This is a genomic window from Hymenobacter baengnokdamensis, assembly GCF_008728635.1.
GTDB classification, from domain to species: Bacteria; Bacteroidota; Bacteroidia; order Cytophagales; family Hymenobacteraceae; genus Hymenobacter; species Hymenobacter baengnokdamensis.
Map to the genome: position 1 here is coordinate 439,040 of NZ_CP044285.1, position 24,180 is coordinate 463,219.

Sequence of the window (24,180 nt, forward strand, 5' to 3'; positions counted from 1 at the left end):
GGCCCTTGCGAGCCAGTCCTTTTTTACTAAGGAAGCAATAGCGCCTGGTTTAGCGCTTCTGCATCCGAACGGTTTTTACCTCGCCGGTAGGCAGCGTCACCTTAACCAGGTAGATACCTGAGCTTAGCTGGCTGCTGTTTGGCACCGACAGTTCGGTTACACCAGCTACAGCCGTGATGCTCTGGCTAACAATAGCCCGACCCGTCAGGTCCATTATTTGGAGCATGCCAGCACCTGCTATGGGCGACTGAACTACGATGGCTGCCTGGTCGCTGCTGGTAGAAGGGTTAGGATAGATGCTTACTGCGGCGGTGCCCTCGGCTTGGGTAGCAAAGCTCACTACCCGCACGGGCGAGAAAGAAGACTGACCATCCAGGTCTACCTGACGCAAGCGATAGTAGCGGGCGCCGGATTTGTTGGCCTCGATATCGGTGTAGCTGTATGTCTGGAACTGCTTGCTGTTAGCCGAGTAGCTCGATACGAAGGCCAGCTTACGATACGTAGTGCCATCGGTCGACACCTGCACTTCAAACCCATCACTGTTGGTCTCGCCAGCGGTTGACCAGGTCACCAGCGTGTTGTTACCCGAGCGCTTGGCATCAAACGCTACCAAGTGTACTGGCAGCGGGTGGGTGTTATCACCCAGTGTGAAGGTTGCGAAGGTGGTAACGTTGTTGCGAGTCAAAGTATTAGACACCGTGTCTAGAGCTGTCTTCTGCAGATTGGTAAACGTGTTGCCACTGTTGGTCGAGAGGAAGAGAACCAGGTTCTGCTCTTGAATGCTGATACTGCCATCAGAGCCAAGGTTTTTAGTCTCGCGGTTCAGATACTGAAATACCAAGTCAGCATTCACCGTGTGGTTGGTGTTTGGGTTGCTGGGGCGCACCCCGAAAATACGGCGAATACCGCTGGTCGTGCTTACCGGATTGTAGGCGTTTACAGTATTACGGGTTACCAGCAAGCTACCAGGATTGTTCTCGGGAGCATTACCATGGAAGGTAAGAAACAAGCCCATGTTACCTAACTCATATTGCTCCTCCTGGTTGATAGAACCACGCGAAGTCTGCACAAACCCCTGAAGGTACGTTTCGTCTGTTTCGCCTTGCAGCACGGCGCCGCCATTATTGTTAGCATCCGACCGGTCGGCCAGGACTACTACCGAAGTGGTTGGGTGAGTGATATCGGTTACCAGCAGGCCCCCATTAAACGATAGCGTTTGCGTAATACTCATCGTGCCCAGCAGCGACTTGATACCATCCTCATGCTTGTGCGTTGCAGTAGGGTTGGCCAGCAGCGGCGTAGCAATTTCAACGTTGTAGAAGTCACCACCGGTAATCGTCTGGGCATTACCCCGGAAGGAAGTTACCGTGCCCTGCGACGTAATGTAGCTGGCATAGGTATTATCAAAGTCGCCATACACGTTCAGGCTACCGGTCTTCAGGCGCAAAATCGAGCGATTAGCCTGGTCAACGCCATCCATCGTCACATTGTGCGCTTCAGCAGGGCCGGAATTGGTGTTGTTTATAGTGGTTGATACGCCATTCGCAGTGTAAGTGTAAGAAGTACCAGAGTAGATATTGGGATATGGATTAGTATTGCCACTTCCCAAGTTCAGAATCTCGGCATTCGTGTAGCGGGTCGGAACCCCGTGCGTCCAGTTGCCGGCATTAAACCAGTCATCGTTAACCCCACCCTGCCACTGGGTAGTAACTGTGGCCGTACCGGTTACGGTGAAGGTAGCCGTGTAGAAGTTGCCGTTGTTGTTATCGGTTACCGTGAAGGAGCTGGCCGGTGAGGTATTGTTGTTAGTGCCACTCGACTGATAATATACCTGTAAGGTGTACTGGCCGGCAATACTTACATTAGACAACAGATTGGCAGTGGCCAGATTAGTCGAGAACGTCCGTGTAGTATATGTTGTCGTCGTGCCGTCCTGGTTATTAACGGTAGTTGTACCTGTGGTAGTCTGCGGTAAGTTGATGAAGTTGAACCCACCAGCAGTACCGTTTGGGGAAACTACCCGGTAATAGAGCGAAACGTTCGTAACCGGCTGCGAGCCGTTCGGATTCTCAGACGAAGTTGCGGTGCCGCCGGTAAGTGTGAGCAGGCCGGTATTAACATCAAATGTAGCACCAAGCCCCAGGTCAGGGCCGGGAGGCGTGGCCATTTGCGTAGTTGTAAACGTGGAGTTATTTACGGTAGCACCGCTGCTGGTTTGTGAACGGGTGAAGATATTCTGGCCAGCCAGCAAAGGTGCTGGCGGTGCTACCAGCGTAAATTCTGCCTGATAAGCCGTACCGCTAGGGTCTTGCGATATACCTGAAGAGTTATCGCTACCTTTTACATCAGTCTGGTAAGTAACGTCTATCACATACGTGCCGCTGCTGATTAAACCAGCCAACAGATTTATGTTCAAGCCACTGGTTTGGTAAAGCGTGCTATTGTAGGCCGGACCAACCAAGGGAAGATTTACCTGATTATATACTGGCGCAGCAGAGCCTTTCAAGTAGACCCGGTACTGCAGGCGTGCGCCCGTAACAGTATAAGTTACTGGAGTACCGCTTTTTGTATCGGTAGCCGGCGGGTCAGCAACTAAAGAACCTGCCGTAAGCATCAGCGTGCTGGCAGGATTAGCAGTAATATCGTAAGTACCTATATTAGGATTAGGTCTTGTCGGATTGGTCGCCAGGTTATTACCCAGCGGCACATCAGTTGTGGAATAAGGCGCGTCACCCGGATAGATAGCACCAGCATACTCTATGGAAGTAGAGGAAGTGGCATTTTTCTGCATTTCCGAGAGCGTGATATTTTCGTCGTAGTAGCGGCTGTTAGGCGTCTGAGCAGCAGCGGTACGTGATGCACCCAGGCTGACGAACAAAGCCAGCAAGGGAAGAAGAGTACGCCAGGAAAGCCGGACAGGGCCCGTCTTTCGTAAGGAAGTAGGAGTTTGCATGACAAATAAGGTTATGTAATAGCAGAGGTCAGGGTTGCATCAAAATGCAATTGTGGGCTTGTACGCAAACACCTGAGTCCAGTTTGAATTTTGGGTGAAAAAAAGTGATTAAGCAGTTTTTTTATACTTTAACCACATATAATGCAAATGTAGTAGCATGGCTTGATTAGCAATAATCAGGCCATTTGCTATATTATCTCCCCTAAATGCAATAAATAGCCGCCAACTGGCTTAATGCACTACACTGTAAGGCACGGCAGCCAGCGCCTTCTTCTGCTCCGAAAGCTCTACCCGCAGCACATCGTGAACGGCCACCCGAATCTTGTTGGAGAGCTGCGTGAGCGGCAGGTCGTTGGAATCAAGTCCAAAAGGGTTTTCTATCTCTTCGCCAATCATTTCCAGGCCCAGCAGCGCGTACGCCCCAAACATGGTAATCGGAATCATAAAATAGCCTGAAGTCGAGAGCAGCACGAAGGGCATCACTCCGATAAAAATCAGAATATACGCTTTAATAAAAAACGTATAGGAAAAAGGAATTGGTGTCGCCTTAATGCGCTCACATACGCCATTCACCGACATCATGCCCAGAAAGTGCGGCTTGAAGTTGAGCAGGTGAATATCCCGGACAATCTCCACCTGTCGTAGCTGCTCCAGGCTCTCCTGCAATACCGATATAAGCGTAACCGCCACATTCTCAGCCGAACGTAGTCGCTCCATTATATCGGGCGTGGCTTCCATCTGCTCAAACTTCATATCGTTGCGCAGCGAGCCCTTGAGCGCAAAGGGAAAGTTGGAGATGAGGGCCGCAAAGTAGCGCCGGCTGGCAATGGCATCGCGCGGAAGCACCGCATTAAACTCTATTGCCAGGCCCCGGCACTGCGACACGAGTTGCCCCCACACCTTGCGCCCTTCGTAATAGCGGTCGTAGGCTGTATTTGTGCGAAATACCAGCAGCAGGCTTAATAGAATTCCCAGAAAAGAGAAATATTCCCGACTTATATTAAGCATATGGTGGTGAAACTCTAACCCCCATATAGCAATTACCGCATTGTATAACCCAACCAGCGTTACTCGCTTTAAAAGATGGCGGATAACGGCAGAGGTATGAAAGTGACGAAGTGCCTGCCACCAGTCACCTCCCTTGTACACTATCATGGCGGTAGATTTATGCGGAGAGGCTTTAACGCAATCCCGGAGGTCCGCGTTGGGGCCAGGCCCGACAATCTTCGTACCAGTCTGCTTTCTTTGCAGGCTCAACCCCTTTATAATGGAGCTTCTCAAGCATTTTCTCGACCTGATTTTGCATCTCGACAAAACGTTGGTTAACGTGGTACACGACTATGGAAATCTAACTTATCTTATTCTGTTTCTAATTATTTTCACCGAGACCGGCATCATTGTATTTCCCTTCCTGCCTGGTGATTCGCTGCTGTTTGCGGCCGGCGCCCTCGCGGCCCGCCCCGAAACGGGCCTGAGCTTATGGATTATTATTCCGTTGCTTATCGCGGCAGCTTTTATTGGTGACAACGTCAATTATGCGGTAGGCGACTACCTGGGCCCCAGGGCTTTTCGTGAAGACTTTCGCTTTTTAAAGCGTAAATACCTGGAGCAAACCCAGGCGTTTTATGCCAGGCACGGCGGCAAAACCATCATTATGGCCCGCTTCGTGCCTATTGTCCGCACCTTTGCGCCTTTCGTGGCTGGCATTGGAACCATGACGTACCGCCACTTTGCTTCCTTTAGCATCGCAGGAGCCGTATTGTGGGTCTTGTCGCTGAGCTTGCTGGGCTATCTGTTTGGCAATATTCCGGTCGTGCAAAAAAACTTCGAGTTGGTAGTAATTGGCATTGTGCTGCTGTCGATAGCCCCGCCCCTGTTCCAGTATCTGGTTGGTAAGCTGCGCAGCAAACCTGCTTAAGCCAACTGGCCAACCCCCTAGCTGCCAGACGAGCCTGAATAGCAACGCTTCATTTCAAAGCAGCTATTTATCGTTAATATAATAAATATATTATATATTATATTTATACAGTATCCTATGCGCACTTTTGGGCTAATCGGACGCTCGCTCGTTCATTCGTTTTCGCAGATATACTTCACGCAAAAGTTCGCCCGGCTTCACCTGGAAGACTGTCAGTACGAGCTGTTTGAGCTGACAACGGCCAGCGAATTGCCTCAGCTGCTGGCTCAGCACCCGCACCTGGCCGGGCTGAACGTAACCATTCCTTATAAAGAGCAAATCTGGCCCTACCTCACGCGGTTGGCCCCATCGGCCGCGATGGTTGGGGCGGTCAACGTAGTCGAATTCAGCCCCGACGGCAGCCTCATCGGGCACAACACAGATTACGTTGGCTTTATGCGCTCCCTACAATCCTTTTATCCGGCAACGCCGGCTAGCCGCGCTTTGGTGCTGGGTACTGGGGGGGCTGCCAAGGCCGTTGGCGTTGCGCTCCGCGAGCTGCATATTCCGTATTGGCTGGTGTCGCGCAACCCGCACGGCGCCAATCTTACGTACGCAGAGCTAACGCCGGAAGTGATAGCGGCGCACTCACTTATTATAAATACAACGCCGGTGGGCACTTTTCCAGCCACCAACGAGTGCCTGCCGCTGCCCTACAGTGCCCTGGGCACGGCGCACTATTTATTCGATTTAATTTATAATCCTGGCGAAACGCTGTTTTTGCGGCGCGGCCGGGAAGCCGGAGCGCAGACCAAGAACGGCTACGAAATGCTGGAGCTTCAGGCAGAAGCTGCCTGGGCAATCTGGAACGGCTAAACGCTGTGTAAGTACGGCAGGAAAGGGCCTGAGGCACAAACCATTTTATAGAACAGCCTGACAATAGCTGCCGCTTAATTCGGTGTAGCTACATCAGTAGGCAGGTCTGACAGATTTATTGCTAGTCAATTAATAATCAGTTGATTATTACAACAATAAAAAAATACCCGAGGCGTTTGCAACGATTAGCCGGCTTCGGGATTCTTAAGGCTTGACAACCAGGCAAGGCAGCAACGCCCGGTAAGGGAATCTATCTTTCGTTGGCAGTTCGCACCGCGTATGTTGAAAGCACTTTACCCCGGCGCAATCCGGCCTCAGCCATGAGTGCCCTGGCCTGGCCCGCCCTGGCCAATGAGGAGGAAAGGCCCGTGGCCGGCACCCTGACGGTGAGCCGCTCGGGACCGGCAGCAGCCCCGAGCGAAGCCGAGCTAATCGACGGCTGCCTGCAGGGCCGGCAACTGGCGCAGAAGCTGCTGTACGAGCGTTATGCCGCCCGCATGATGGCCGTGTGCCTTCGTTATGCCCAAACAACCTTTGAGGCCGAAGACGTGCTACAGGAAGGGTTTTTAACCGTTTTCCGGACCCTGGCTAGTTTCCGGCGCGAGTGTCCGCTAGAGTTCTGGATTCGGCGCATCATGATAAACGCGGCCCTGCGGCAGCACCGCCGCAACGCCCCACTGGTAGCCATGAGCGATGGCGACTACCCCGAAACGCTGGCCAGCGAGGAGTTTACTTTCAGCAACTATGCTTATGAAGAGCTGCTAGCCATCGTGCAGGAGCTGGCCCCGCGCTACCGACTGGTCTTTAATCTGTACGCCATTGAAGGGTATACGCACAAGGAAATCGGCGAAATGCTCGATATTTCGGAAGGCACCAGCAAGTCGCAATACTCCCGGGCGCGCGTGGTGCTACAAAACAAGCTGGCCCGCCTGCAGCTACCAACCAACTAAATTATCCGTCAAGCTATTATGAACCCATTCACCCCTCCCAAGGGTAGTCTTGAAGAACTGTTTCGCCACCACTTATTGGAGAGCGAAGCGGCAGCGGTACCACCGCGCCCCCAACTATGGGAGCAGCTCGACAATAGCCTGCTGCTCGCCCAGAACGAGCAGTATCGCCGCCGCCTGCGCGCCCATCGCTGGGCAATTGCGGCTAGTTTGCTGGTGGCTTCGCTGGCTAGCGGTGGCTGGTGGCACACCCGGCAGCAGACTCCTGGTCTGGCAGAGCCTACTGGACCCGCCACTGCCACCATTGCCCGGCCATCGGCAGCTCAGGCTGCTGCTTTAGGGCCTGGTACTGAGAAACCAGATTTTACCGGCTTTGCAGCTTCTACTGTTTCCACTTTTACCTCGCCCGCTATCGACCCAAGCACTACTCTTTCGGCTTCAGCAATGGCTGACGCCCGCACTACCGGCGCTGGCCTGACTGGCCTGCAGGCTGGAAGCCAGCCGCTAACGACCCAGAACGGGTCCTCAAGTCTGTTAGCGGCCCGGCCTTCTGGCAGCTACTTAGCAGCTAAGACCAGGATAGCTGGTGGCCGCACAGCTGAAGCCATCTATCCTGCTACAGTGGCATACGGCAAGGGCGAGGCTGCTGCTTCAGCGCCGGCGGCGAGCGCTGGCCTTGGCATGGCACTCAGCGAGGGCGCCCTGACCAATGTCTTTGACAAGACGGGTAGCCAAAGCGCAGCAAGTAGCCAGGTAGCCGTGCTGGCGGCCCGCACGGCCGCTTTAGTGGTCCCGACCAGCAGCTTGCCAAGCACGCTCAACCAGGTTGCGGTGAATGAGCCGGCACCGACCAAGCCCACCCGAAACTGGCAATATGGGCTTTCCTACGCGGCCGGGGCCTTTCAGCCAAATATTGACTTTACCAAGCCCACCACCAGCTACAACGTGGCAGTTGGGACCAGCTCGGCCCTCACTACCCAAGCTGCGGCGGCCGAATACCGCAGTAATCTACGGGCCGGCCTGGGGCAGCGCCTGAGCCTTTGGGCTACCCGCCGCCTGGGGGCCAGCCGCTGGGGCTTGCGCACGGGCCTGGAGCTTACCCAAACTACTGCTACCTCGGCCAGCTCGGTTGCGTTTACGGGCGAGCAGGTAGCCGACCTGGTATACACCCAGGCTACGCAGCCGCACCTGCAACGCACTTCCTATCATTATCGCTCAGCCAGTGTGCCGGTCGAGATGCGCTACACTAACCCCATCAAAAGCGGTTTTTCGCTGTATGGCCGGGTAGGCGCACTGTTTACGGCCCTGCTCAACGCGCGTAGCGAGGTAGATGGCAGCCCCGAGGCTGCGCACTCGTATTCGCTGACGTCGACCGGCTCCCCCTATCGGCATTTGTCGGGCAGCGTGCGCGCGGGGGCCGGCATGCAGTTTCGTCCAGTGGGCCATCAATGGACCCTTAACCTGGGGCCCGTGGCCGAAATGGGCATTTTGAGCCTGAATGCCGACCCCGCGCAGGATTTTATGCACCAGCAGCGCCCCTACAGCATTGGGCTGGAAGCCGGCTTGGAGCTAGGCCGCACCCAGCTACTTAAGTAAGTACCATACTCCCTCTACTGCCAGCTATGTTTGCCACTCTTACCCAGCAAGCCTATGCCAGTCTTTGTACGCTTACTATTGGCCGGCCTGGCCAGTGTGTGTATTTTGGGCGCACGCTTCGCCACGCGTCACCAAACTGTTTGCCAAGCCCTTACCAGACAAGCAGCTAGCTCACCGCCCGCTACTTCCCTACCCCGCCTTCCAACCCGACGCGCTACGACCAGCCTACCCCGCTACGTGACATCGGGTAGCCCAGCGGCGCTGGCCCTTTTCTTCAACAGCTATCAGCAGCTGGCGGGCAGCCGGCCATCTGGTTTTCCGGCTCCGGCAGCCAGCCCTATTGGTGACCAGGGTAGTGCGCCTACCTACCCCGGGCGGCGCACTGAATTTGTAACCCGTCATCTGTAGTAACTGCTTTGCCAGTGCCACTTTACTGTGTGCAAAGCCTTAGCTAATAGCTGGCTGCGGGTAAGCTGCATTAAGCAAGCAAAGGGTTTTGTTGAAAAGGCAGAAACCCCAGCCGCCGGTTCGGGGTTAAGGGGGTTGGCCTGTTTCCGGCTATTTTGCGCATGTCAACCTACCAGCTTACCTCCGAATTTAAACCCACCGGCGACCAGCCTCGCGCCATAGCGCAGCTTGTGCAGGGCGTAAACAACGGCGAACCGGCCCAGGTGCTACTCGGAGCGACCGGCACGGGCAAAACCTTCACCATGGCCAACGTGATTGCCGAAACCGGCAAGCCGGCACTGGTGCTGTGCCACAATAAAACGCTGGCCGCCCAGCTCTACGGCGAATTTAAAGCGTTTTTTCCGCAGAATGCGGTTGAATACTATATCAGCTACTACGACTATTACCAGCCGGAGGCCTACATTGCCAGCTCCGACGTCTTCATTGAGAAAGACTTAGCTATTAACGAGGAGATTGAGAAGCTGCGGCTGCACTGTACCTCCACGCTGCTTAGCGGACGGCGCGATGTGGTGGTGGTGGCCTCCGTTTCGTGCATCTACGGCATTGGCAACCCCGAGGAATTCAGCAAAAATGTAATATTTCTGGCGCCCGGCCACCGCTACTCGCGCAACAACCTGCTCTACCAGTTCGTCCAGATTCTGTATTCGCGCACCGAGGTCGAGTTTACGCGCGGCTCGTTTCGGGTGAAGGGCGACACCGTGGACGTATTTCCGGCCTACGCCGACTACGCCTACCGCATCTATTTCTTTGGCGATGAGATTGAAGCGATTCAGAAGATAGACCCGGCCAGCGGCAAGAAGCTCAGCGATGAAAAAAATATGACGCTGTATCCGGCCAACCTGTTTGTGACGGGCAAGGAGACGCTGCAAACTGCCATCCACGAAATTCAGGATGACATGGTGCAGCAGCACAAGTATTTTGAGAAGGAAGGCCGCGACGTGGAAGCCCGCCGCATTCAGGAGCGCACGGAGTTTGACCTCGAAATGATACGCGAGCTGGGCTACTGCTCGGGCATTGAGAACTATTCGCGCTATTTTGACCGGCGCGAGCCGGGCTCGCGCCCATTTTGCCTGCTCGATTATTTTCCCGATGACTACCTGCTGGTGGTCGACGAGAGCCACGCTACCATTCCGCAGATTCGGGCCATGTGGGGCGGCGACCGCTCGCGCAAAACTGCGCTTATCGAGTATGGCTTCCGGCTGCCGTCGGCGTTTGATAACCGGCCACTGACTTTCAATGAGTTTGAGAGCATGTACCGGCAGGCGGTATACGTAAGCGCCACCCCGGCCGATTATGAGCTGACCCAGGCTAATGGGGTGGTAGTGGAGCAGATTATCCGCCCCACCGGTCTGCTCGACCCCGAAATTGACCTGCGCCCGAGCATCAACCAGATTGATGACCTGCTCGATGAAGTGGACGAGCGGGTGAAAGCCGGCGACCGCGTGCTCGTGACTACCCTCACCAAGCGCATGGCCGAAGAGCTGAGCAAGTACATGGAGCGCCTGGGCATCAAGGTCGAATACATTCACTCGGATGTGAAAACCCTGGACCGCGTGGAGATTCTGCGCCGCTTGCGGCTGGGCGAAGTGGATGTGCTTATTGGCGTAAACCTGTTGCGCGAAGGCCTTGACCTGCCCGAAGTTAGCCTGGTTGCGATTCTGGATGCCGACAAGGAGGGCTTTCTGCGCGACCAGCGCTCGCTGATACAAACGATGGGCCGGGCCGCGCGCAATGAGCGGGGCAAGGTTATTCTGTATGCCGACCGCATGACGGGCTCGATGCAGCGGGCAATTGATGAAACCAATCGCCGCCGCGCTACCCAAATGGCTTACAACGAGGAGCATGGTATTACGCCGCGCACGGTACGTAAGAGCCATGCCCAGATTATGGGCCAGACCGACCTGGCCGATTACCGCACCGTGGAAGCCCCGGCCCCGGCCGGTGCCTATGCCGATGGCGGCGCGGCACTCGCGCTGGCCGCCGAGCCCGTAGTGGCTATGATGAATCGTGCTGAGCTGGAAAAACTCATCAAAACCACTGAAAAGCAGATGGAAGCGGCTGCGAAGGAGCTTGATTTTCTGCAGGCTGCCAAGCTACGCGATGAGCTAGGCGCGCTTAAGCAACTGTTAAAAAGCAAGCGGGAATAAGGGCTTGTTATTGAAGCTGTTTAGAAAGTAATAAGAATCCAAAAGCACGTCATGCTGAGCTTGTCGAAGCATCTCTCCCGCGCCGCTGAACGATTCATACGGTGCGGACGAGATGCTTCGGCAAGCTCAGCATGATGTCCAAATTAAAAGAAAATTACTCGTTAGATTCTTAATTCATTATTAAATATTAAAAATTCAAAATTTTTAATATTTATTCCGTAGCTTCAATGGTAACCCGGAAGGCAGTGTACTCGTTAGTAGCCATTCACTTAACCTTTTCCACTATCTATGCAACGGACACAACGTTCCTTTTTGCTGGGTGCCGCGCTCTGCGCTTCCCTCGCCCTGATGAGCTCCTGTGCTACCACCGGAGCCGATAGCACGTCGGGCACTACCAGCGGCTCCACCTCGGGCACTACCACAACTGGTACTACTTCGGGCAGCACTACTACCAGCACCACCTCCGGCAGCACCACTACCGGCACTACTTCGGGCAGCACTACTGGCTCTACCACGGGCAGCACCACCTGATAACCGGGCACCGGCTCTGTGCTTAGCCTTAAAAGCCCGTCTTGCTCCGACTGGAAGGCAAGACGGGCTTTTTTATGTCGGCGGCCAGGGCAGTAGCGCCCGCAGCTTGCTACTTAGCTTTTGCTTTAGCCCGGACTGTCTTTTTGGACGAAGGCTGCTTTGCGGTAGTTGTATTGGCTTTCTTCTGCAGCAGTTTAGGCGGGCTTTTCTGCTTCGAGTTGGGATGCTGTTGCAGGTAGCCACCGCCGGCTTTTTGATAAGCCAGGGTCAGCAGCTGTGATTTACGGGCACTCCAGGTGCCGGGCTCACCGCCTTTCGCAGCAGCCCGAAGCTCGGTTTTCAGTCGTTCGCGCAGGCTGGGGTCGGTATAGGTATTTTCGTCGGTACGGCGGCGGGCGGCAGGGCGGGTTTTGGTTCGCTTGCGCGCCGGGGTGCTACTGGCGTCGGCGTCGGGGGCAGGAGTTATCATCAGGGGGCCAGAAAAGTAGAACACCTGACCTACGTTCTGAAAACACAGAAGTTGCCTGAACTAAGCAAAGCCACTATGCGCTGTTTAAGGTTAATTATCAGATTTTTAAACAAAATACCTTTATTGCCTGCTACTCGCTTGATACTGCTGCTGCCTTTTCCCAGTGTCAGAAACCGGTTAAACCGGGAGCGGCGTAAGGCGCACGTACCTTGCTGCTCCATTTTAGTTACTATGCCTAAAAAATTACTGTGCCTGCTGCTGGCCCTTAGCCTGGCCGCGCCCACCATGGCTCAGAAAGTGGGCCTGGTGCTGAGTGGTGGTGGCGCCAAGGGCCTGGCGCATGTCGGGGTGCTTAAGCAGCTGGAAGCCAATGGCATTCCGATTGATTATATCGTCGGCAACAGTATGGGGGCAGTGGTAGGCGCCATGTACGCCGCCGGCTATTCGCCAAAGGATATTGAGCAAATTGTCCTCTCGGATGAATTCCAGAACTGGGCCTCGGGTAAAGTGCTACCCGACAAAACATTTAATTTCCTTACTGCTGAGCCGTCGCCCTCGTCCTTGCGGCTGGGGCTATCGATTGATTCTTCGTTCAAAGCCAATATCTCGCCCAACCTGGTCAACGACCTCAACCTGAACTTTGCGCTGGCCCGGCTATTGGCTCCGGCGGCCGCCGCGGCCAAATACAACTTCGATAACTTATTTGTACCCTACCGCTGCCTGGCTACGGAGGTCTTCACGCGCAAGCAGGTAGACCAGAAATCGGGCTTGCTCGCCGATGCCGTGCGCAACTCGATGGCCTACCCGCTGGCTTTCCGGCCTATTCGCAACCTCGACGGGCGCTACCTTTTTGACGGAGCAGTACTCGACAACTTCCCAACCGACGTGATGCGGAAAGACTTTCAGCCCGACATCATTATCGGGGTGAACGTAGGTGATGTGGCCCTTAAAAAATATCCTTTTAAAAAGGATGATGACTTGCTGACCAGCACCCTTTTCTTTTTGGGCACCAGCGTAGCCGACACCAACAGCGTAGGCAAAAACGGAATATATATCCAGCCCGATTTGGGAAACCTCGGCGCCGCCGACTTCGACAAAGTGCGCACCCTCATTGCCAAAGGCGACACTGCTGCCCAGCTAAAGCTGGACGAGATTAAGCGCCGCATTACGCGCCGCGTAGACACGGTGGCGCTCCAGCGCCGCCGGCTGGCTTTTCAGCAGAGCGTACCGGCCCCGCGCTTTGTAAAAGTGGAGGTAAACGGCCTGCGCCCCGACCAAAACGAGTATGCGCGGCGCTTTTTTCGTAAGCAGGGCTCTACCTATAGCATTGATGACCTGGAAGAAGGCTATTACCGCCTGGCCTCGGACGACTATTTCCGCAATATCTACCCGCGTATTCGCTACGACGAGGCCCTGAAGGGGTACGTATTCAGCGTAGATGCGCAGCGTAACAACAACATTGCTACCGAGATAGGCTTCACGCTCAGTACCCGGCCTATCGAAAGTCTTTATTTGGGCGTAGAATTCCGCTACCTGCGGCAGCTGCTTTATTCGGCCGCGGCCAACGTGAGCGTGGGGCGCTTTTATAATGGCGCGCAGGGCACGTTTCGGATAAACGCGCCGGGCCGGCTGCCGTTTTACGTGGCGCCTATTGTTACCTATAACCAATGGGATTACCAGCAAACCGGGGGCCTGCTCGGCCGCAACGTGCTCAACACCCAGGTGCAGCAGAAAGACACGAAGATTGGGACGCAGATTGGCGTTTCGCCCCGCTACCGCTCGCGGACGGTGCTCGATATCGGGGCCTTCTACAATACTGATTCGTATGCCAATACGCCCGAGCTACAGTCGTCGGACGTGCTAGACCGCACTTCCTTTAAGGGTGGTACGGCCGCCATCCGCTTTGCCCGCAACTCCCTCAACCGCAAGCAGTATGCCACGGCCGGCCGGCGCTATGTATTCACAGTGCGGGCCGTAACGGGCACCGAGGTGTACGACCCCGGCACCACTTCCGTGTTTCAGCAACTGGGCGAGCAGTCGCAGCATCACCAGTGGCTGCAATTTCGGGGCACATACGAACGGTATCAGCCACTTAAAAACGAGAAATCGACCTGGGGCTATTTTGGCGAGCTGATGATAAGCGGCCAGGGCGAGTTTTTCAATTACCGCTCCTCACTGACCACTGCGCCCATCTTTTCCCCCCTGGCCGACTCGCGCACGCTGTTTATGGAGCATTATCGCTCGCCCCGCTTTGCAGCGGCCGGGCTGCGCTACTCGCAGCAGGTGCTGGGCAAGCTCGAATGGCGCACGGAAGTATTTACGCACCTTAACATCGCTCCGCTAGCTGATAATGAGCAGGTGGCCACGCGGGGCGCTGGCCTTAGCCGGCCTTACCTAACCGCCTCCACGGGCTTTATTTTTAATACGCCCGTGGGTCCGCTCGCAGTTCATGCCGAATATTATGACGACCCCGACCACCGCCTGGGCGTGTATGGCCACCTTGGATATATTCTATTCAGAGGCCGGTCGTTAGAATAAACTAGCTCCTGAACAGCTTTTCTATCTCCGGCCCCGGCTGAGGTTCCGTAGAAGGCGTGCCAATGTGTGGCCAGCCTTCGGCATCATACACCACTTTATCGAGGAGCAGTACCCGACGGGAGTACCCCTGCTCGTCGTTGATGGCATCGAAGGTGGGCTGGCGGCGGTCGATGGCGTGATACAGCAGCCAGTCGTGGCCGGCCGAGTCGGTAACGAGGCAGTTATGGCCCGGCGCCTGCCAGCGCGCATTTTCGGTGAGAATGGTGCCGGCCGTGCCGGTAGCTTCGGCCAGCGTTTGGTAGGGGCCGGCCGCCTGCCGGGCGCGGGCCACCAGCACGGCATAGCGGGCATCGGGGCCGCAGCAGTTATCGCCCGAGTAAAACAGGTAGTACCAGCCCTGCCTGTAGTGTACCCAGCTGCCCTCAATGAGATGACCGTACGCGTTGGCTTGCGCAGGACGAGGCTGCACTACTATCCGGGCTTCGCTTCCGGCAGCAAAAGCCAGGCCATCGGCCGCCAGCTCACGCACGCGCAGGGGCCCGAAGCCCGAGCCCCAGAATAGCAGCTGCTGTCCCGAGCCCGCCTCTACAAAGCGCATGGGGTCGATATTCTCGAAGCCCGGCCCGCCGGCCAGCAGCGGGTGGCCACTGTCGACAAACGGCCCGGCGGGCTGCTCAGCTACGGCTACGCCCAGGCACAGGCCGGCCGCCAGGTCGTTAGGCTGCGCCGAATAGAACAGTAGGTACCGCCCATCGGCGTGGCGGCTCACATCGGGTGCCCAAAAGCGCTGCGTGCTGGCTGCCCATACCGGCTTAGCGGGCATGGCTTCTCCCAGATGCTCCCAGCTTACCAGGTCGGGCGAGCGAGCCACCTGAAAGTTGAGGATGCGCCCTTGATACTTTGTTTGGGTGGCATAGGCGTAATAATAGCCATCGGGTGCCAGCAGCACGCTGGGGTCCGGGAAATCGGTATCCAGCACCGGGTTTTGGTAAGTCATACGACGCAACAGCCAGTTTACAGAATAATATTATTTATTCAATATATTTGATTTATTTAACCCCACAGCGCACCCGGTGCTTCCAGCGGCAGCAGATGGCCGGCACCGGGCACCAGCTCCAGGCGCGAGCCGGCGGGCAGCAGCGGCAGGGTTTGCGAGCGTTGCGTAGCGGGTGAGATGGCGCGGTCGTGCTCGCCCACCAGCAGGCGGCAAGGCACGGCTACGTGGGGCATCAGGGCAGCTATGTCTTCACGGGTACCACGTTGCAGCCAGGCATCCCAGGCGACGTGCGAAGTACGCAGGTTGTCGGCCACCACGCGCTCGCGCCAGCCGGCGGGCACGGGCAGGCCGGTAATCTTGTCGAACGTCTTTTCAGCTTCGGCCCGCTGGCCGAAAGCCGTCCGGCTGGCAGCCCGGTCAGCCTCGCTGATGGGCTCGGGGGTAGGCGGCGAAGGCGACAGCAATAACAAGCCCCGCAGGCCCGCCGGCTGCCGGGCAGCCAGCGCCAGCGCAAACTTGCCCCCCATGCTATGCCCGATGAGCTGATAATCGGTTAGTTGATGCTCGTGAATGTAGGCAGCCAGCCAGTCGGCGTAGCTTTTGACTGAGTAATCGAACCCGGCCGGGGCGGCCTGCGCCCCAAAACCCGGCAGGTCGGGCGCCAGCAGCCGGGCGCCGGCAGGCAGCGGCAGCAAATCAAACTCGCGGCCCGCGCCGGCCCAGTAATGCAACGCAAGGTAAGTAACCATGTAGAAAGCTGAACAGGTAATACCCGGGCTTGTACGCACGGGCTGGGGGTAGTTAGTACCGCGCTTGGCTTGCCCGCAGGCCCGTGCAGCCGCGGCCCGCCGAGCTACCGGAGCCTCCGAAAAAAAGTTGTGCGCCCGGCAATAACTTACTTGCACAACTTGCGGCTCACCTGCTACATTTGGCTTGATTATAGCGGGCTTCATTTTTAGCTCACTCCATCTTTTTTCTTAACGCTGCATACTATCGACCAGAAGCTCTACGTTCCCCTATAACCCGTAGTTCTTTATGGAACCCATGCAGCCGAGCGACTCCGCGCTCATCGCTCTCTACCTGGCCGGCCGCGAAACGGCCTTTGCCCAGCTGCTCCAGCGCCATCAGGCGCGGGTCTATACGACTATCCAGCTGGTAGTGCGCGATGAGGACCTGGCCGACGACCTGACGCAGGATACGTTTATCAAGGCCATTCATACCCTCAAAAGCGGGCGGTACCAGGACGAAGGCAAGTTTGGCTCTTGGCTGTGCCGCATTGCGCACAACCTGGCCATCGATGCCTTCCGCCGCGCCAAGCGAGCGCCCCAAACCAGCCTCGATGACAACATGGGGCTGGCAAACTCGTTACACCTCTCGGAAGAGTCGGCCGACGATATGCTGGGCCGAGAGGAAAGCCACGCGCACCTCCGGCAGCTGATTCAGGAACTGCCCACTGCCCAAAAGGAAGTATTGCTGATGCGCCACTACGGCGACATGAGCTTTCAGGAAATAGCCGACGCAACCGGCGTCAGCATCAATACCGCGCTGGGCCGTATGCGCTACGCCCTTATTAACCTGCGGAAGAAAATGGCCGCTCATTCGCTTTTATATGATTCAAACCTTACCCCACCCGACGTTGCTCCGCTACGTGTACAACGAATTGCCAGCTGACGAACAGCATACTATCGAAGACGCGCTCCTGCACGACGCTGAGCTGGCGGCCACCTGCGCCGACCTGCTGCTGTCGCAGCGTACCCTCGATAGCCTGGCCCGTAACCCCCGCCCCGATACTACCGCGACTATTCTGCAGTATTCGCGCACCTTTATGCGCTAGCGGGCTACTTTTTAGCAGTAGGGAAAAGAACGTCGGGCTGAGCCAGCCGAAGCATGACGTTCTCTTTTAGTAGGGTAATTTTGTCGATAGCTCAGCCCCTTTCTGGGCCATTCCCGCAATGACTCGCCCCGAACGGTTTCGCCGCTTTCTCGACTATTTCACCAGTAATTTTCCGGAGCCTAAAACCGAGTTGGCGTACCGTAACCCCTACGAGCTTATTGTGGCGGTAGTGTTGAGCGCGCAGTGTACCGACAAGCGCGTAAACCAGATAATGCCCGCCCTACTGGAGCAGTTTCCGACGGCCGCCGAGCTGGGCAGTGCCACGGCCGAGGACATTTTTCCGCTTATCCGCAGTATTTCGTACCCCAACAACAAGGCCAAGCACCTGGCGGGCCTGGGCCGCCTGCTGCTTGAAGAGTTTGGCGGCGAAGTACCCAGCAGCATTGAGGAGCTGCAGCTCCTGCCCGGCGTGGGCCGCAAAACGGCCAATGTGGTCGTGTCGGTGATTTACAACCAGCCCGCGATGGCCGTCGACACGCACGTTTTCCGGGTATCGCACCGGCTGGGGCTCGTGCCCAAAGCTGCCACCACGCCCCTGGCCGTGGAAAAAGCGCTGGTGCGCTACATTCCGCAGGAAATTATCCCGAAATCGCACCATTGGCTTATATTGCACGGACGCTATATTTGCGTAGCCCGCTCGCCGAAGTGCAGCATTTGCCCACTCACCGACTTCTGCGCCTACTACGCCAGGGAAGTAGCCGGGGCTACCGCCACGGGTAAGCCTTCGGCAAAAAGCCAGTCGTAAGCCGCGGCAAATTCGCGCTGCCAGAACCATTCGGCGTGCTGACCATCGGGCCGCACGTTGAACCGGAGGTTGGCGGCCGGCACGCCGGCTTCGCGCAGCGCCTCGCGCAGCGTGGCCATCAGGGGCACCATCGTGGGGCCTTCCTGTGCCCCGCACACGAAATACCAGCGGGTAGCGGGCCGGGGCCGGTGCTGTGCCACGTAAGCCAGCAGCGACTGCCCGGCAAACCAGTAGGCGGGTGAAAACACGCCCACCCGCCCAAACACCGCCGGGTAGCGCAGCGCCGCGTAGGTAGCCAGCAGCCCGCCCATGCTGGAGCCGGCAATACCAGTCGTTTCGCAGCCGGGCTGCGTGCGGTAGTGGTAGTCGATGTAAGGCTTGAGCGTGTGGACCAGAAAGTTGACGTACTGCTCGCCCTGGCCGCCGTGCCGGGCGCGGCGGTTGCGCCAGGGCGAATACTCATCGAGCCGGTGCGGCCCCGCGTTGTCAACGGCTACTACCAGGCAGCCGCCCAGGTCGTGGCCGGCAGCAGCGAGCCGGTCGAGGGTTTCATCGACGCCCCACTCGCCGCTAAAGGACGTAAACTGGTCAAATACATTCTGGCCGTCTTGCAGGTACAGCACCGGGTAGCGGCGGGTGCCGGCCGCGTAGCCGGGCGGCAGATACACCCACACGCGCCGCGTACGCCGCAGCTGCGGCATCGGAAAAGCCGGGGCCAGAATGTGCACATTGGGTGAGGCCGAATGCTGGCGGGGCGGAATGATACCACCCTGGTCTTCCCAATTGAGCACCTGGAGTGATACCACGCGCGGGCGCGGCCCAAACTGACAGCGCCGGTTGGGCATGGCCCGGTTATCGGCATCGGTTTCGATGGTAGCCCAGCTGCCGCGTGTAAACTTATATTCGAGCAGCCCCCGGCCGGGTGGGATGGTTAGCGCGTAGCTGCCATCGGCCGGGTCGAAGGCCAGCGCAAAGGCCGGGTCGTCGGTCGTCCAGCCATTGCACGAGCCCGTGAGGTAAATCGTAGCCCCGGCCGGGGTATTGGCTGGTATTGAGGTAAGTCGAAACGTAACGGGTGTCCGGGTGGCTCTTCGGCCTAGCCGGGAAAGCAGGCGGGAGAAGAGTTTTTTCATAGCTGACTTTTTTGCAGCCTACGGCAAAGTAGGGGGCAAAGATTGCCCACCTGCCAGCACTACGGACTGCACGCTCCGAGTTGACAGTACATGAAGAGTTTGTTAATATATTGCGGAGTTCTATTTCAAAAAACTATCTGACACCAGGGCTACTCGCTTCGCTGTGCCCAGACAAGACCTTTATAACAAGCCGCCGCGCATGCTGCGTTGTGCAGGGTTACTTTTAGCATTCAACCAGTTATACATGTTTGCAACACGAAAGGCTTTCCTTATTCTATTCGGTCTCCTGGTTTCCCGGTTGGCCGGCGCGCAAGGGCTTGCCCGCCGCGATTCCGGCGTTTCGGCCAGCATTGCGCGGGCCACTGAGCTGTATACTGCGGCTACCCAAGATGAATCGCGGCTGCTCAACGGCGGCGAATACCTCAACCTGGCCCCTTCGTACATCAAAGGCACGCCCTTTCTGCAATCGGATAAGCTACACCGGGGCACTATCGACTACGATGGCCGCTCTTTTACCCGGGTGCCTTTGCAGTATGAGCAAAACCAGGACCAGGTGCTGGCCTTTGATTCGGTACGCGGCGTAACCATTCAGCTGATTCGGGAAAAGGTCCGGTTTTTTGCTTTTGACAACTATCATTTCGTATGGCTCCCAGCCGATTCGGCCGGGACTCTGGCCGCCGGCTTCTACGACCTGAAGCTCGATGGGCCGGCGCGCCTGCTGGTTCGACGCACCAAAATCATTACTAAATCTGCGGCGGGCCGTGGCCTCAGCGGGCAGTTTGCAGAAGAAACCCGCTTTTTTGTCCAGCATAAGGGCAGTACTTACCGGGTAGCAAAACTAGGCCAGGTATTGAGCCTGTTTGCAAGTAAAAAGCCCGAGCTGCAAAAATATGCCAGGGCTAATGCACTGAAATTCAACCCTGAAAACCGGGAATCGTCGCTAACGCAGCTGGTGAGCTACTACAACGAGCTGGCGCTGGCTCACTGAAGCCGCCCCGGCTACCTATGCGGTTGCCGCTTACTTTTTAAGCTACCTCCATCGCGCCACATGACTTTTTTTTACCGTTTTATCTTATTGAGTTTACTGCTGAGCTACGGAGTGGCAGGCTACGGGCAGCAGGCCCCGCCGCCCACCATCAGCGGCGATTTCCGGCAGTTGCCCTTTACTGAGTTTGTGCGGCAGCTGGCCGCTACCACGCCCTACCGCTTTTACTATAAGCCGGCCGATGTAGATAGCGTCCGCATCACCCTTCAGGTAGTGGACCAGCCCCTGGACGAAGTGCTGCGTCGGGCGCTGCGTGCTACCCCCCTGCAGTTTGCCGTAGCCGCCGACCACCGGGTGTACATCACCACCGGGGTAGCCATCGAGACGCGGTTGCCCGACAATTTTTTTCAGCCCGCCGGGAAGGAACCGGCAGCCCAAGCCGGCTCAAACCCCGCCGCCCGCCCGGTGGTGGCTGGTGCGGTAGCCGGCAAGGTGTATGAGCTGGGGCTCGACCAGGCTTCCAGCAATGGCAAGGCTACTATCACGGGCCGGGTGCGGGAAGCCAAGAGCGGCGAGCCGGTAGTAGGCGCCTCCGTATATATAGAAAATCCTACTATCGGGGTTTCGACCGACCAATTTGGCTCTTACACCCTTACGCTGCCGGTGGGCCGCCAGCGCCTGAACCTGCGGGGCCTGGGCATCAAGAATACCGTGCGGCTGCTGAACCTGCACGGCAACGGCAAGCTCGACCTTGAAGTTGAGGAAGATATTACGCCGCTGAAAGAGGTAGTGATTGAAGCGGAGAAGGACCACAACGTAACCAGCATGCAAATGGGCGTGCAAAAGCTGGACATTAAGACCATTAAGCAGGTACCCACGGTTTTTGGCGAGGCCGATATTCTGCGGGTTATCCTCACGCTGCCGGGGGTAAAATCGGTGGGTGAGGGCAATACCGGCATGAGCGTGCGCGGCGGTGGCACCGACCAGAACCTGGTCTTGTTCAATGACGCGACCATTTACAACCCCTCGCACCTGTTCGGCTTTTTTTCGGCTTTTAACCCCGACATGCTGAAGTCGGTTGAGCTGTATAAAAGCACCGTACCGGCCCGCTACGGCGGGCGGCTCTCGTCGGTGCTCGACATTGCCACCCGCGACGGTAACCGCAAGAAAATCGAGGCCTCGGGCGGCATTGGGCTACTCACCAGCCGCCTCACCCTGGAAGGGCCGCTGGCAAAGGGAAAAGGGTCTTTTCTGGTAGCAGGCCGCACCTCCTATTCCGACTGGCTGCTGAAACAGCTCCCAAGCAAGAGTCTGAATTCGAGCGCCGCCTCCTTTTATGATTTGAGCGCCCACATAGCCTACGATTTCAGCGACCGCAACAGCCTGTATGCGACTGGCTACTATAGCCATGACCGCTTCCGGCTGGCTACCGACACCGTGTACAACTATAGTAACCTGGCCGGCAGCCTGAAATGGAAGCACGTTATCAACGATAAGCTCTACGGTGTACTGACCGGTACATTCAGCCGCTACCAATACAGCCTGAGCACCGAGCGCAACCCGGTTACGGCGTCGCAGCTGTCCTACAATCTGAATCAGGGCGGGGTGCAGGCCGATTTTAGCTATTTTCCGAATGCGCGGCACACCATCGAGTTTGGGGGCAGCTCGCTGTTTTATCAGATTGCGCCGGGCAGCCTTAGCCCGCTGGGAAGCAGCTCGCTGGTAGTCAACGACGTACTAAGCACCGAGCGCGCGCTGGAGAGCGCACTTTATATATCTGACCGCTTCGATATCTCGCCGCGCTTTTCGGTGGCCGCCGGGCTGCGCTATTCGCTCTACAATGCCCTGGGGCCCCGCGATGTGAATGAGTATCAACCCGGCATTTCGCTCAGCGAGTCGACCATTACGGGGGTTACCAGCTATGGCAGCGGCAAGGTGCTGGCCACTTACCAAGGCCCCGAATACCGGCTTTCGGCAAAGTATGCTGCCTCGGCCAACTCGTCGGTGAAGCTGAGCCTGAACCGGATGCGACAGTATATTCATCAGCTCACCAACACCACGGTGGTTTCGCCTACCGACAGCTGGAAGCTGAGCGACCGCTACATCCGGCCGCAGGTGGGTGACCAGGCTTCGGTGGGCTATTACCGCAATTTCGAGTCGAATACCATCGAAACGTCGGTGGAGGCCTACTATAAGGTGATGCACGATTTTCTGGACTACAAAGGCGGAGCTACCCTGCTACTCAACCACCACCTCGAAACCGACGTGGTGAATGGCGAAGGCCGGGCCTATGGTGTTGAGTTTATGGTGCGTAAGTCGACGGGGAAGCTCAACGGCTGGCTGAGCTACACCTATTCCCGCTCACTGGTACAAGTGAACACCGGCACCGATATCATCAACGGCGGCAGCTACTACCCCAGCAACTTTGACAAGCCCCATGATGCCACCCTGGTCAGCAACTACCGTTTTAGCCGGCGCTTCAGCTTATCGATGAACCTCAACTATAGCACGGGCCGGCCTATTACCCTGCCTTTGGCTAAGTACTACCTGGGCAATTCGCTGCGCGTGTATTACTCTGACCGCAACGCCTACCGCGTGCCCGACTACTACCGCATGGACCTGGCCATGAATATCGAGGGCAACCATAAGGTTAATAAGCTGGCGCACAGCTCCTGGACGCTGGCGGTGTACAACCTTACGGGCCGCCACAACCCGTACTCGGTTTATTTTCAATCACAAAACGGCCAGATTAACGGCTACCAGCTCTCCATCTTCGCGCAGCCTATCCCAACCGTCACCTACAACTTCCGCTTCTAATGGGCTTTACTTCCATACGTTATCTGGTGCTGGCCGGACTGCTTGCTTTGGGCAGCTGCATAGAGCCCTATACCATTAATACTCCGGCCGCCGCGCAGACCTACCTCGTAGTAGACGGATTTATCAATACCCAGGGCAGTACCGTTATTAAGCTCACCCGCACGCAGGCTCTGGCCGCCAAGGGCAGCGTTTCGGTTGAGCCGAAAGCCACTGTCTACATCCAGGATGACCTAGGCCGGCATTACCCGCTCACTGAAAGCCCGGCCGGTACCTACTCCTCGCCTACCCAAACGCTCGACCCCACGCGCAAGTACCAGCTTTCTATTACAACGGCGAAAGGCCGCGCCTACCTTTCCGACCTGATTGAGGCCAAAACGACACCGCCCATCGACCGTGTCAGCTGGAAGCTGGAAAACCAGGGGCTTCAGGTGTATGTGAGCGCCCATGACCCAGCCAGCAACACGCACTACTATCGCTGGGACTACAGCGAAACCTGGGCGTTTACGGCGGCCTACTTTTCGGTGGTCACGTTCAAAGACACCAACGCGAACCCGCCGGCTCCTTACGTGGTGCCCCGCACCGAGGATATCTACCACTGCTGGCATACCGAGCCGTCGACCAGCATTAAGCAGAACACGACGGCGACGCTGAGCCAGGATGTTGTAAGTGATTACCCGCTGCAGTTTCTCGCATTTCCCAGCGAGCGCTTCCAATCGCTTTATAGCATCCTGGTGCGCCAGTATGCCCAAACGCAGGCGGAGTACGACTACTGGGAAATATTGCGCAAAAACACCGAGAGCGTGGGCACCATTAACGACCCGCTGCCTTCGCAGCTCACCGGCAACGTGCACTCGCTTAGTGATTCGAGCGAGCCCGTACTTGGCTTTGTCTCCGCTCACTCAGTAGTAGAGCAACGCCTGTTCATTGCCCGAGACGAACTACCCAAAGGGCAGCTCGTGTATGCCGATGCGGTAAATGATGGCTGCCGGCTCGACACCATTCCGAAAGACAAGCCAGCTTACATGGATGACCCACCCATCCCCAACTACGCGCTTATGGTTTTTCGGCGCAATATCCTTTATCCCGTGGCCATCCTGCCTAGTGGCCACGACTATACCGTGAGCACATTGGAGTGCATCGACTGCCGCACGCGGGGCACCAATGTAAAGCCCAGCTTCTGGCCGTAG

The 24,180-nt window shown here is 56.9% G+C and carries 19 protein-coding genes; 13 read left to right on the forward strand and 6 right to left on the reverse strand.

The window, feature by feature from the left end:
• Positions 1 to 49: 49 nt before the first annotated feature.
• A complete protein-coding gene (locus F6X24_RS01900; RefSeq protein ID WP_191906415.1) occupies positions 50 to 2,887 on the reverse strand; it encodes a T9SS type A sorting domain-containing protein in 2,838 nt (945 codons plus the stop codon).
• A gap of 297 nt (positions 2,888 to 3,184) precedes the next feature.
• Positions 3,185 to 4,108: a bestrophin family protein gene (locus F6X24_RS01905; RefSeq protein ID WP_151086117.1), complete on the reverse strand. Its 924-nt coding sequence runs from the start codon at positions 4,106 to 4,108 to the stop codon at positions 3,185 to 3,187.
• A 112-nt stretch (positions 4,109 to 4,220) separates the two neighbouring features.
• Here F6X24_RS01905 and F6X24_RS01910 point away from each other — a divergent pair, with 112 nt between their 5' ends.
• The 6 genes from F6X24_RS01910 (at position 4,221) to F6X24_RS01935 (ending at position 11,415) form a co-directional block, all read left to right on the forward strand.
• Positions 4,221 to 4,871 carry a DedA family protein gene (locus F6X24_RS01910; RefSeq protein ID WP_151086119.1) on the forward strand — a complete coding sequence of 217 codons (651 nt, stop codon included), beginning with the start codon at positions 4,221 to 4,223 and terminating at the stop codon, positions 4,869 to 4,871.
• Between the two features lie 117 nt (positions 4,872 to 4,988).
• A complete protein-coding gene (locus F6X24_RS01915; protein ID WP_151086120.1) occupies positions 4,989 to 5,726 on the forward strand; it encodes a shikimate dehydrogenase family protein in 738 nt (245 codons plus the stop codon).
• A 260-nt stretch (positions 5,727 to 5,986) separates the two neighbouring features.
• Positions 5,987 to 6,676 carry an RNA polymerase sigma factor gene (locus F6X24_RS01920; RefSeq protein ID WP_229725282.1) on the forward strand — a complete coding sequence of 230 codons (690 nt, stop codon included), beginning with the start codon at positions 5,987 to 5,989 and terminating at the stop codon, positions 6,674 to 6,676.
• A gap of 18 nt (positions 6,677 to 6,694) precedes the next feature.
• Complete coding sequence (locus tag F6X24_RS01925; RefSeq protein ID WP_151086122.1) at positions 6,695 to 8,269, forward strand: hypothetical protein; 1,575 nt, start codon at positions 6,695 to 6,697, stop codon at positions 8,267 to 8,269.
• 569 nt (positions 8,270 to 8,838) lie between these two features.
• On the forward strand, positions 8,839 to 10,884 hold the full coding sequence (uvrB, locus tag F6X24_RS01930; protein WP_151086124.1) for an excinuclease ABC subunit UvrB: 2,046 nt from the start codon (positions 8,839 to 8,841) through the stop codon (positions 10,882 to 10,884).
• Positions 10,885 to 11,232: 348 nt separating this feature from the next.
• Positions 11,233 to 11,415 carry a hypothetical protein gene (locus F6X24_RS01935; RefSeq protein WP_191906416.1) on the forward strand — a complete coding sequence of 61 codons (183 nt, stop codon included), beginning with the start codon at positions 11,233 to 11,235 and terminating at the stop codon, positions 11,413 to 11,415.
• A gap of 109 nt (positions 11,416 to 11,524) precedes the next feature.
• On the opposite strand, the gene F6X24_RS01940 is transcribed toward F6X24_RS01935, so the two are convergent.
• A complete protein-coding gene (locus F6X24_RS01940; RefSeq protein WP_151086127.1) occupies positions 11,525 to 11,884 on the reverse strand; it encodes a hypothetical protein in 360 nt (119 codons plus the stop codon).
• A 231-nt stretch (positions 11,885 to 12,115) separates the two neighbouring features.
• On the opposite strand from F6X24_RS01940, the gene F6X24_RS01945 reads away from it, so the two are divergent.
• Positions 12,116 to 14,422: a patatin-like phospholipase family protein gene (locus F6X24_RS01945; RefSeq protein WP_191906417.1), complete on the forward strand. Its 2,307-nt coding sequence runs from the start codon at positions 12,116 to 12,118 to the stop codon at positions 14,420 to 14,422.
• A 1-nt stretch (position 14,423) separates the two neighbouring features.
• On the opposite strand, the gene F6X24_RS01950 is transcribed toward F6X24_RS01945, so the two are convergent.
• Positions 14,424 to 15,419 carry a glycoside hydrolase family 43 protein gene (locus tag F6X24_RS01950; RefSeq protein ID WP_151086131.1) on the reverse strand — a complete coding sequence of 332 codons (996 nt, stop codon included), beginning with the start codon at positions 15,417 to 15,419 and terminating at the stop codon, positions 14,424 to 14,426.
• 56 nt (positions 15,420 to 15,475) lie between these two features.
• Entirely contained in the window at positions 15,476 to 16,168 is a 693-nt protein-coding gene (locus F6X24_RS01955; RefSeq protein WP_191906418.1) for an alpha/beta fold hydrolase, read from the reverse strand.
• Between the two features lie 286 nt (positions 16,169 to 16,454).
• On the opposite strand from F6X24_RS01955, the gene F6X24_RS01960 reads away from it, so the two are divergent.
• From F6X24_RS01960 to nth, 3 genes are all read left to right on the forward strand, one after another.
• Positions 16,455 to 17,090: an RNA polymerase sigma factor gene (locus F6X24_RS01960; RefSeq protein ID WP_151086135.1), complete on the forward strand. Its 636-nt coding sequence runs from the start codon at positions 16,455 to 16,457 to the stop codon at positions 17,088 to 17,090.
• A complete protein-coding gene (locus tag F6X24_RS01965; RefSeq protein WP_229725284.1) occupies positions 17,080 to 17,253 on the forward strand; it encodes a hypothetical protein in 174 nt (57 codons plus the stop codon). The genes F6X24_RS01960 and F6X24_RS01965 overlap by 11 nt, the downstream gene beginning before the upstream one ends.
• A gap of 118 nt (positions 17,254 to 17,371) precedes the next feature.
• On the forward strand, positions 17,372 to 18,058 hold the full coding sequence (nth, locus tag F6X24_RS01970; protein WP_151086139.1) for an endonuclease III: 687 nt from the start codon (positions 17,372 to 17,374) through the stop codon (positions 18,056 to 18,058).
• On the opposite strand, the gene F6X24_RS01975 is transcribed toward nth, so the two are convergent.
• Complete coding sequence (locus tag F6X24_RS01975; RefSeq protein WP_151086140.1) at positions 17,995 to 19,191, reverse strand: alpha/beta hydrolase-fold protein; 1,197 nt, start codon at positions 19,189 to 19,191, stop codon at positions 17,995 to 17,997. The two genes, nth and F6X24_RS01975, sit on opposite strands and share 64 nt — an antisense overlap.
• 244 nt (positions 19,192 to 19,435) lie before the next feature.
• Between F6X24_RS01975 and F6X24_RS01980 the strand changes: the two genes are divergently transcribed.
• Genes F6X24_RS01980 through F6X24_RS01990 form a run of 3 tightly spaced genes read left to right on the forward strand, consistent with a single transcriptional unit; the run spans position 19,436 to position 24,180 of the window.
• Positions 19,436 to 20,179, forward strand: coding sequence for a hypothetical protein (locus F6X24_RS01980; protein WP_151086142.1), 744 nt, complete (start codon positions 19,436 to 19,438; stop codon positions 20,177 to 20,179).
• Positions 20,180 to 20,239: 60 nt separating this feature from the next.
• Positions 20,240 to 22,993, forward strand: coding sequence for a TonB-dependent receptor (locus F6X24_RS01985; protein ID WP_151086144.1), 2,754 nt, complete (start codon positions 20,240 to 20,242; stop codon positions 22,991 to 22,993).
• On the forward strand, positions 22,993 to 24,180 hold the full coding sequence (locus F6X24_RS01990; RefSeq protein WP_151086146.1) for a DUF4249 domain-containing protein: 1,188 nt from the start codon (positions 22,993 to 22,995) through the stop codon (positions 24,178 to 24,180). The genes F6X24_RS01985 and F6X24_RS01990 overlap by 1 nt, the downstream gene beginning before the upstream one ends.

Coding starts and splice junctions, on each gene's coding strand:
- F6X24_RS01905 (WP_151086117.1), bottom strand. CDS start 4,108: ATGATAGTGTACAAGGGAGGTGACTGGTGGCAGGCACTTCGTCACTTT.
- F6X24_RS01910 (WP_151086119.1), top strand. CDS start 4,221: ATGGAGCTTCTCAAGCATTTTCTCGACCTGATTTTGCATCTCGACAAA.
- F6X24_RS01915 (WP_151086120.1), top strand. CDS start 4,989: ATGCGCACTTTTGGGCTAATCGGACGCTCGCTCGTTCATTCGTTTTCG.
- F6X24_RS01925 (WP_151086122.1), top strand. CDS start 6,695: ATGAACCCATTCACCCCTCCCAAGGGTAGTCTTGAAGAACTGTTTCGC.
- uvrB (WP_151086124.1), top strand. CDS start 8,839: ATGTCAACCTACCAGCTTACCTCCGAATTTAAACCCACCGGCGACCAG.
- F6X24_RS01935 (WP_191906416.1), top strand. CDS start 11,233: ATGAGCTCCTGTGCTACCACCGGAGCCGATAGCACGTCGGGCACTACC.
- F6X24_RS01940 (WP_151086127.1), bottom strand. CDS start 11,884: ATGATAACTCCTGCCCCCGACGCCGACGCCAGTAGCACCCCGGCGCGC.
- F6X24_RS01945 (WP_191906417.1), top strand. CDS start 12,116: ATGCCTAAAAAATTACTGTGCCTGCTGCTGGCCCTTAGCCTGGCCGCG.
- F6X24_RS01950 (WP_151086131.1), bottom strand. CDS start 15,419: ATGACTTACCAAAACCCGGTGCTGGATACCGATTTCCCGGACCCCAGC.
- F6X24_RS01955 (WP_191906418.1), bottom strand. CDS start 16,168: ATGGTTACTTACCTTGCGTTGCATTACTGGGCCGGCGCGGGCCGCGAG.
- F6X24_RS01960 (WP_151086135.1), top strand. CDS start 16,455: ATGGAACCCATGCAGCCGAGCGACTCCGCGCTCATCGCTCTCTACCTG.
- nth (WP_151086139.1), top strand. CDS start 17,372: ATGACTCGCCCCGAACGGTTTCGCCGCTTTCTCGACTATTTCACCAGT.
- F6X24_RS01975 (WP_151086140.1), bottom strand. CDS start 19,191: ATGAAAAAACTCTTCTCCCGCCTGCTTTCCCGGCTAGGCCGAAGAGCC.
- F6X24_RS01980 (WP_151086142.1), top strand. CDS start 19,436: ATGTTTGCAACACGAAAGGCTTTCCTTATTCTATTCGGTCTCCTGGTT.
- F6X24_RS01985 (WP_151086144.1), top strand. CDS start 20,240: ATGACTTTTTTTTACCGTTTTATCTTATTGAGTTTACTGCTGAGCTAC.
- F6X24_RS01990 (WP_151086146.1), top strand. CDS start 22,993: ATGGGCTTTACTTCCATACGTTATCTGGTGCTGGCCGGACTGCTTGCT.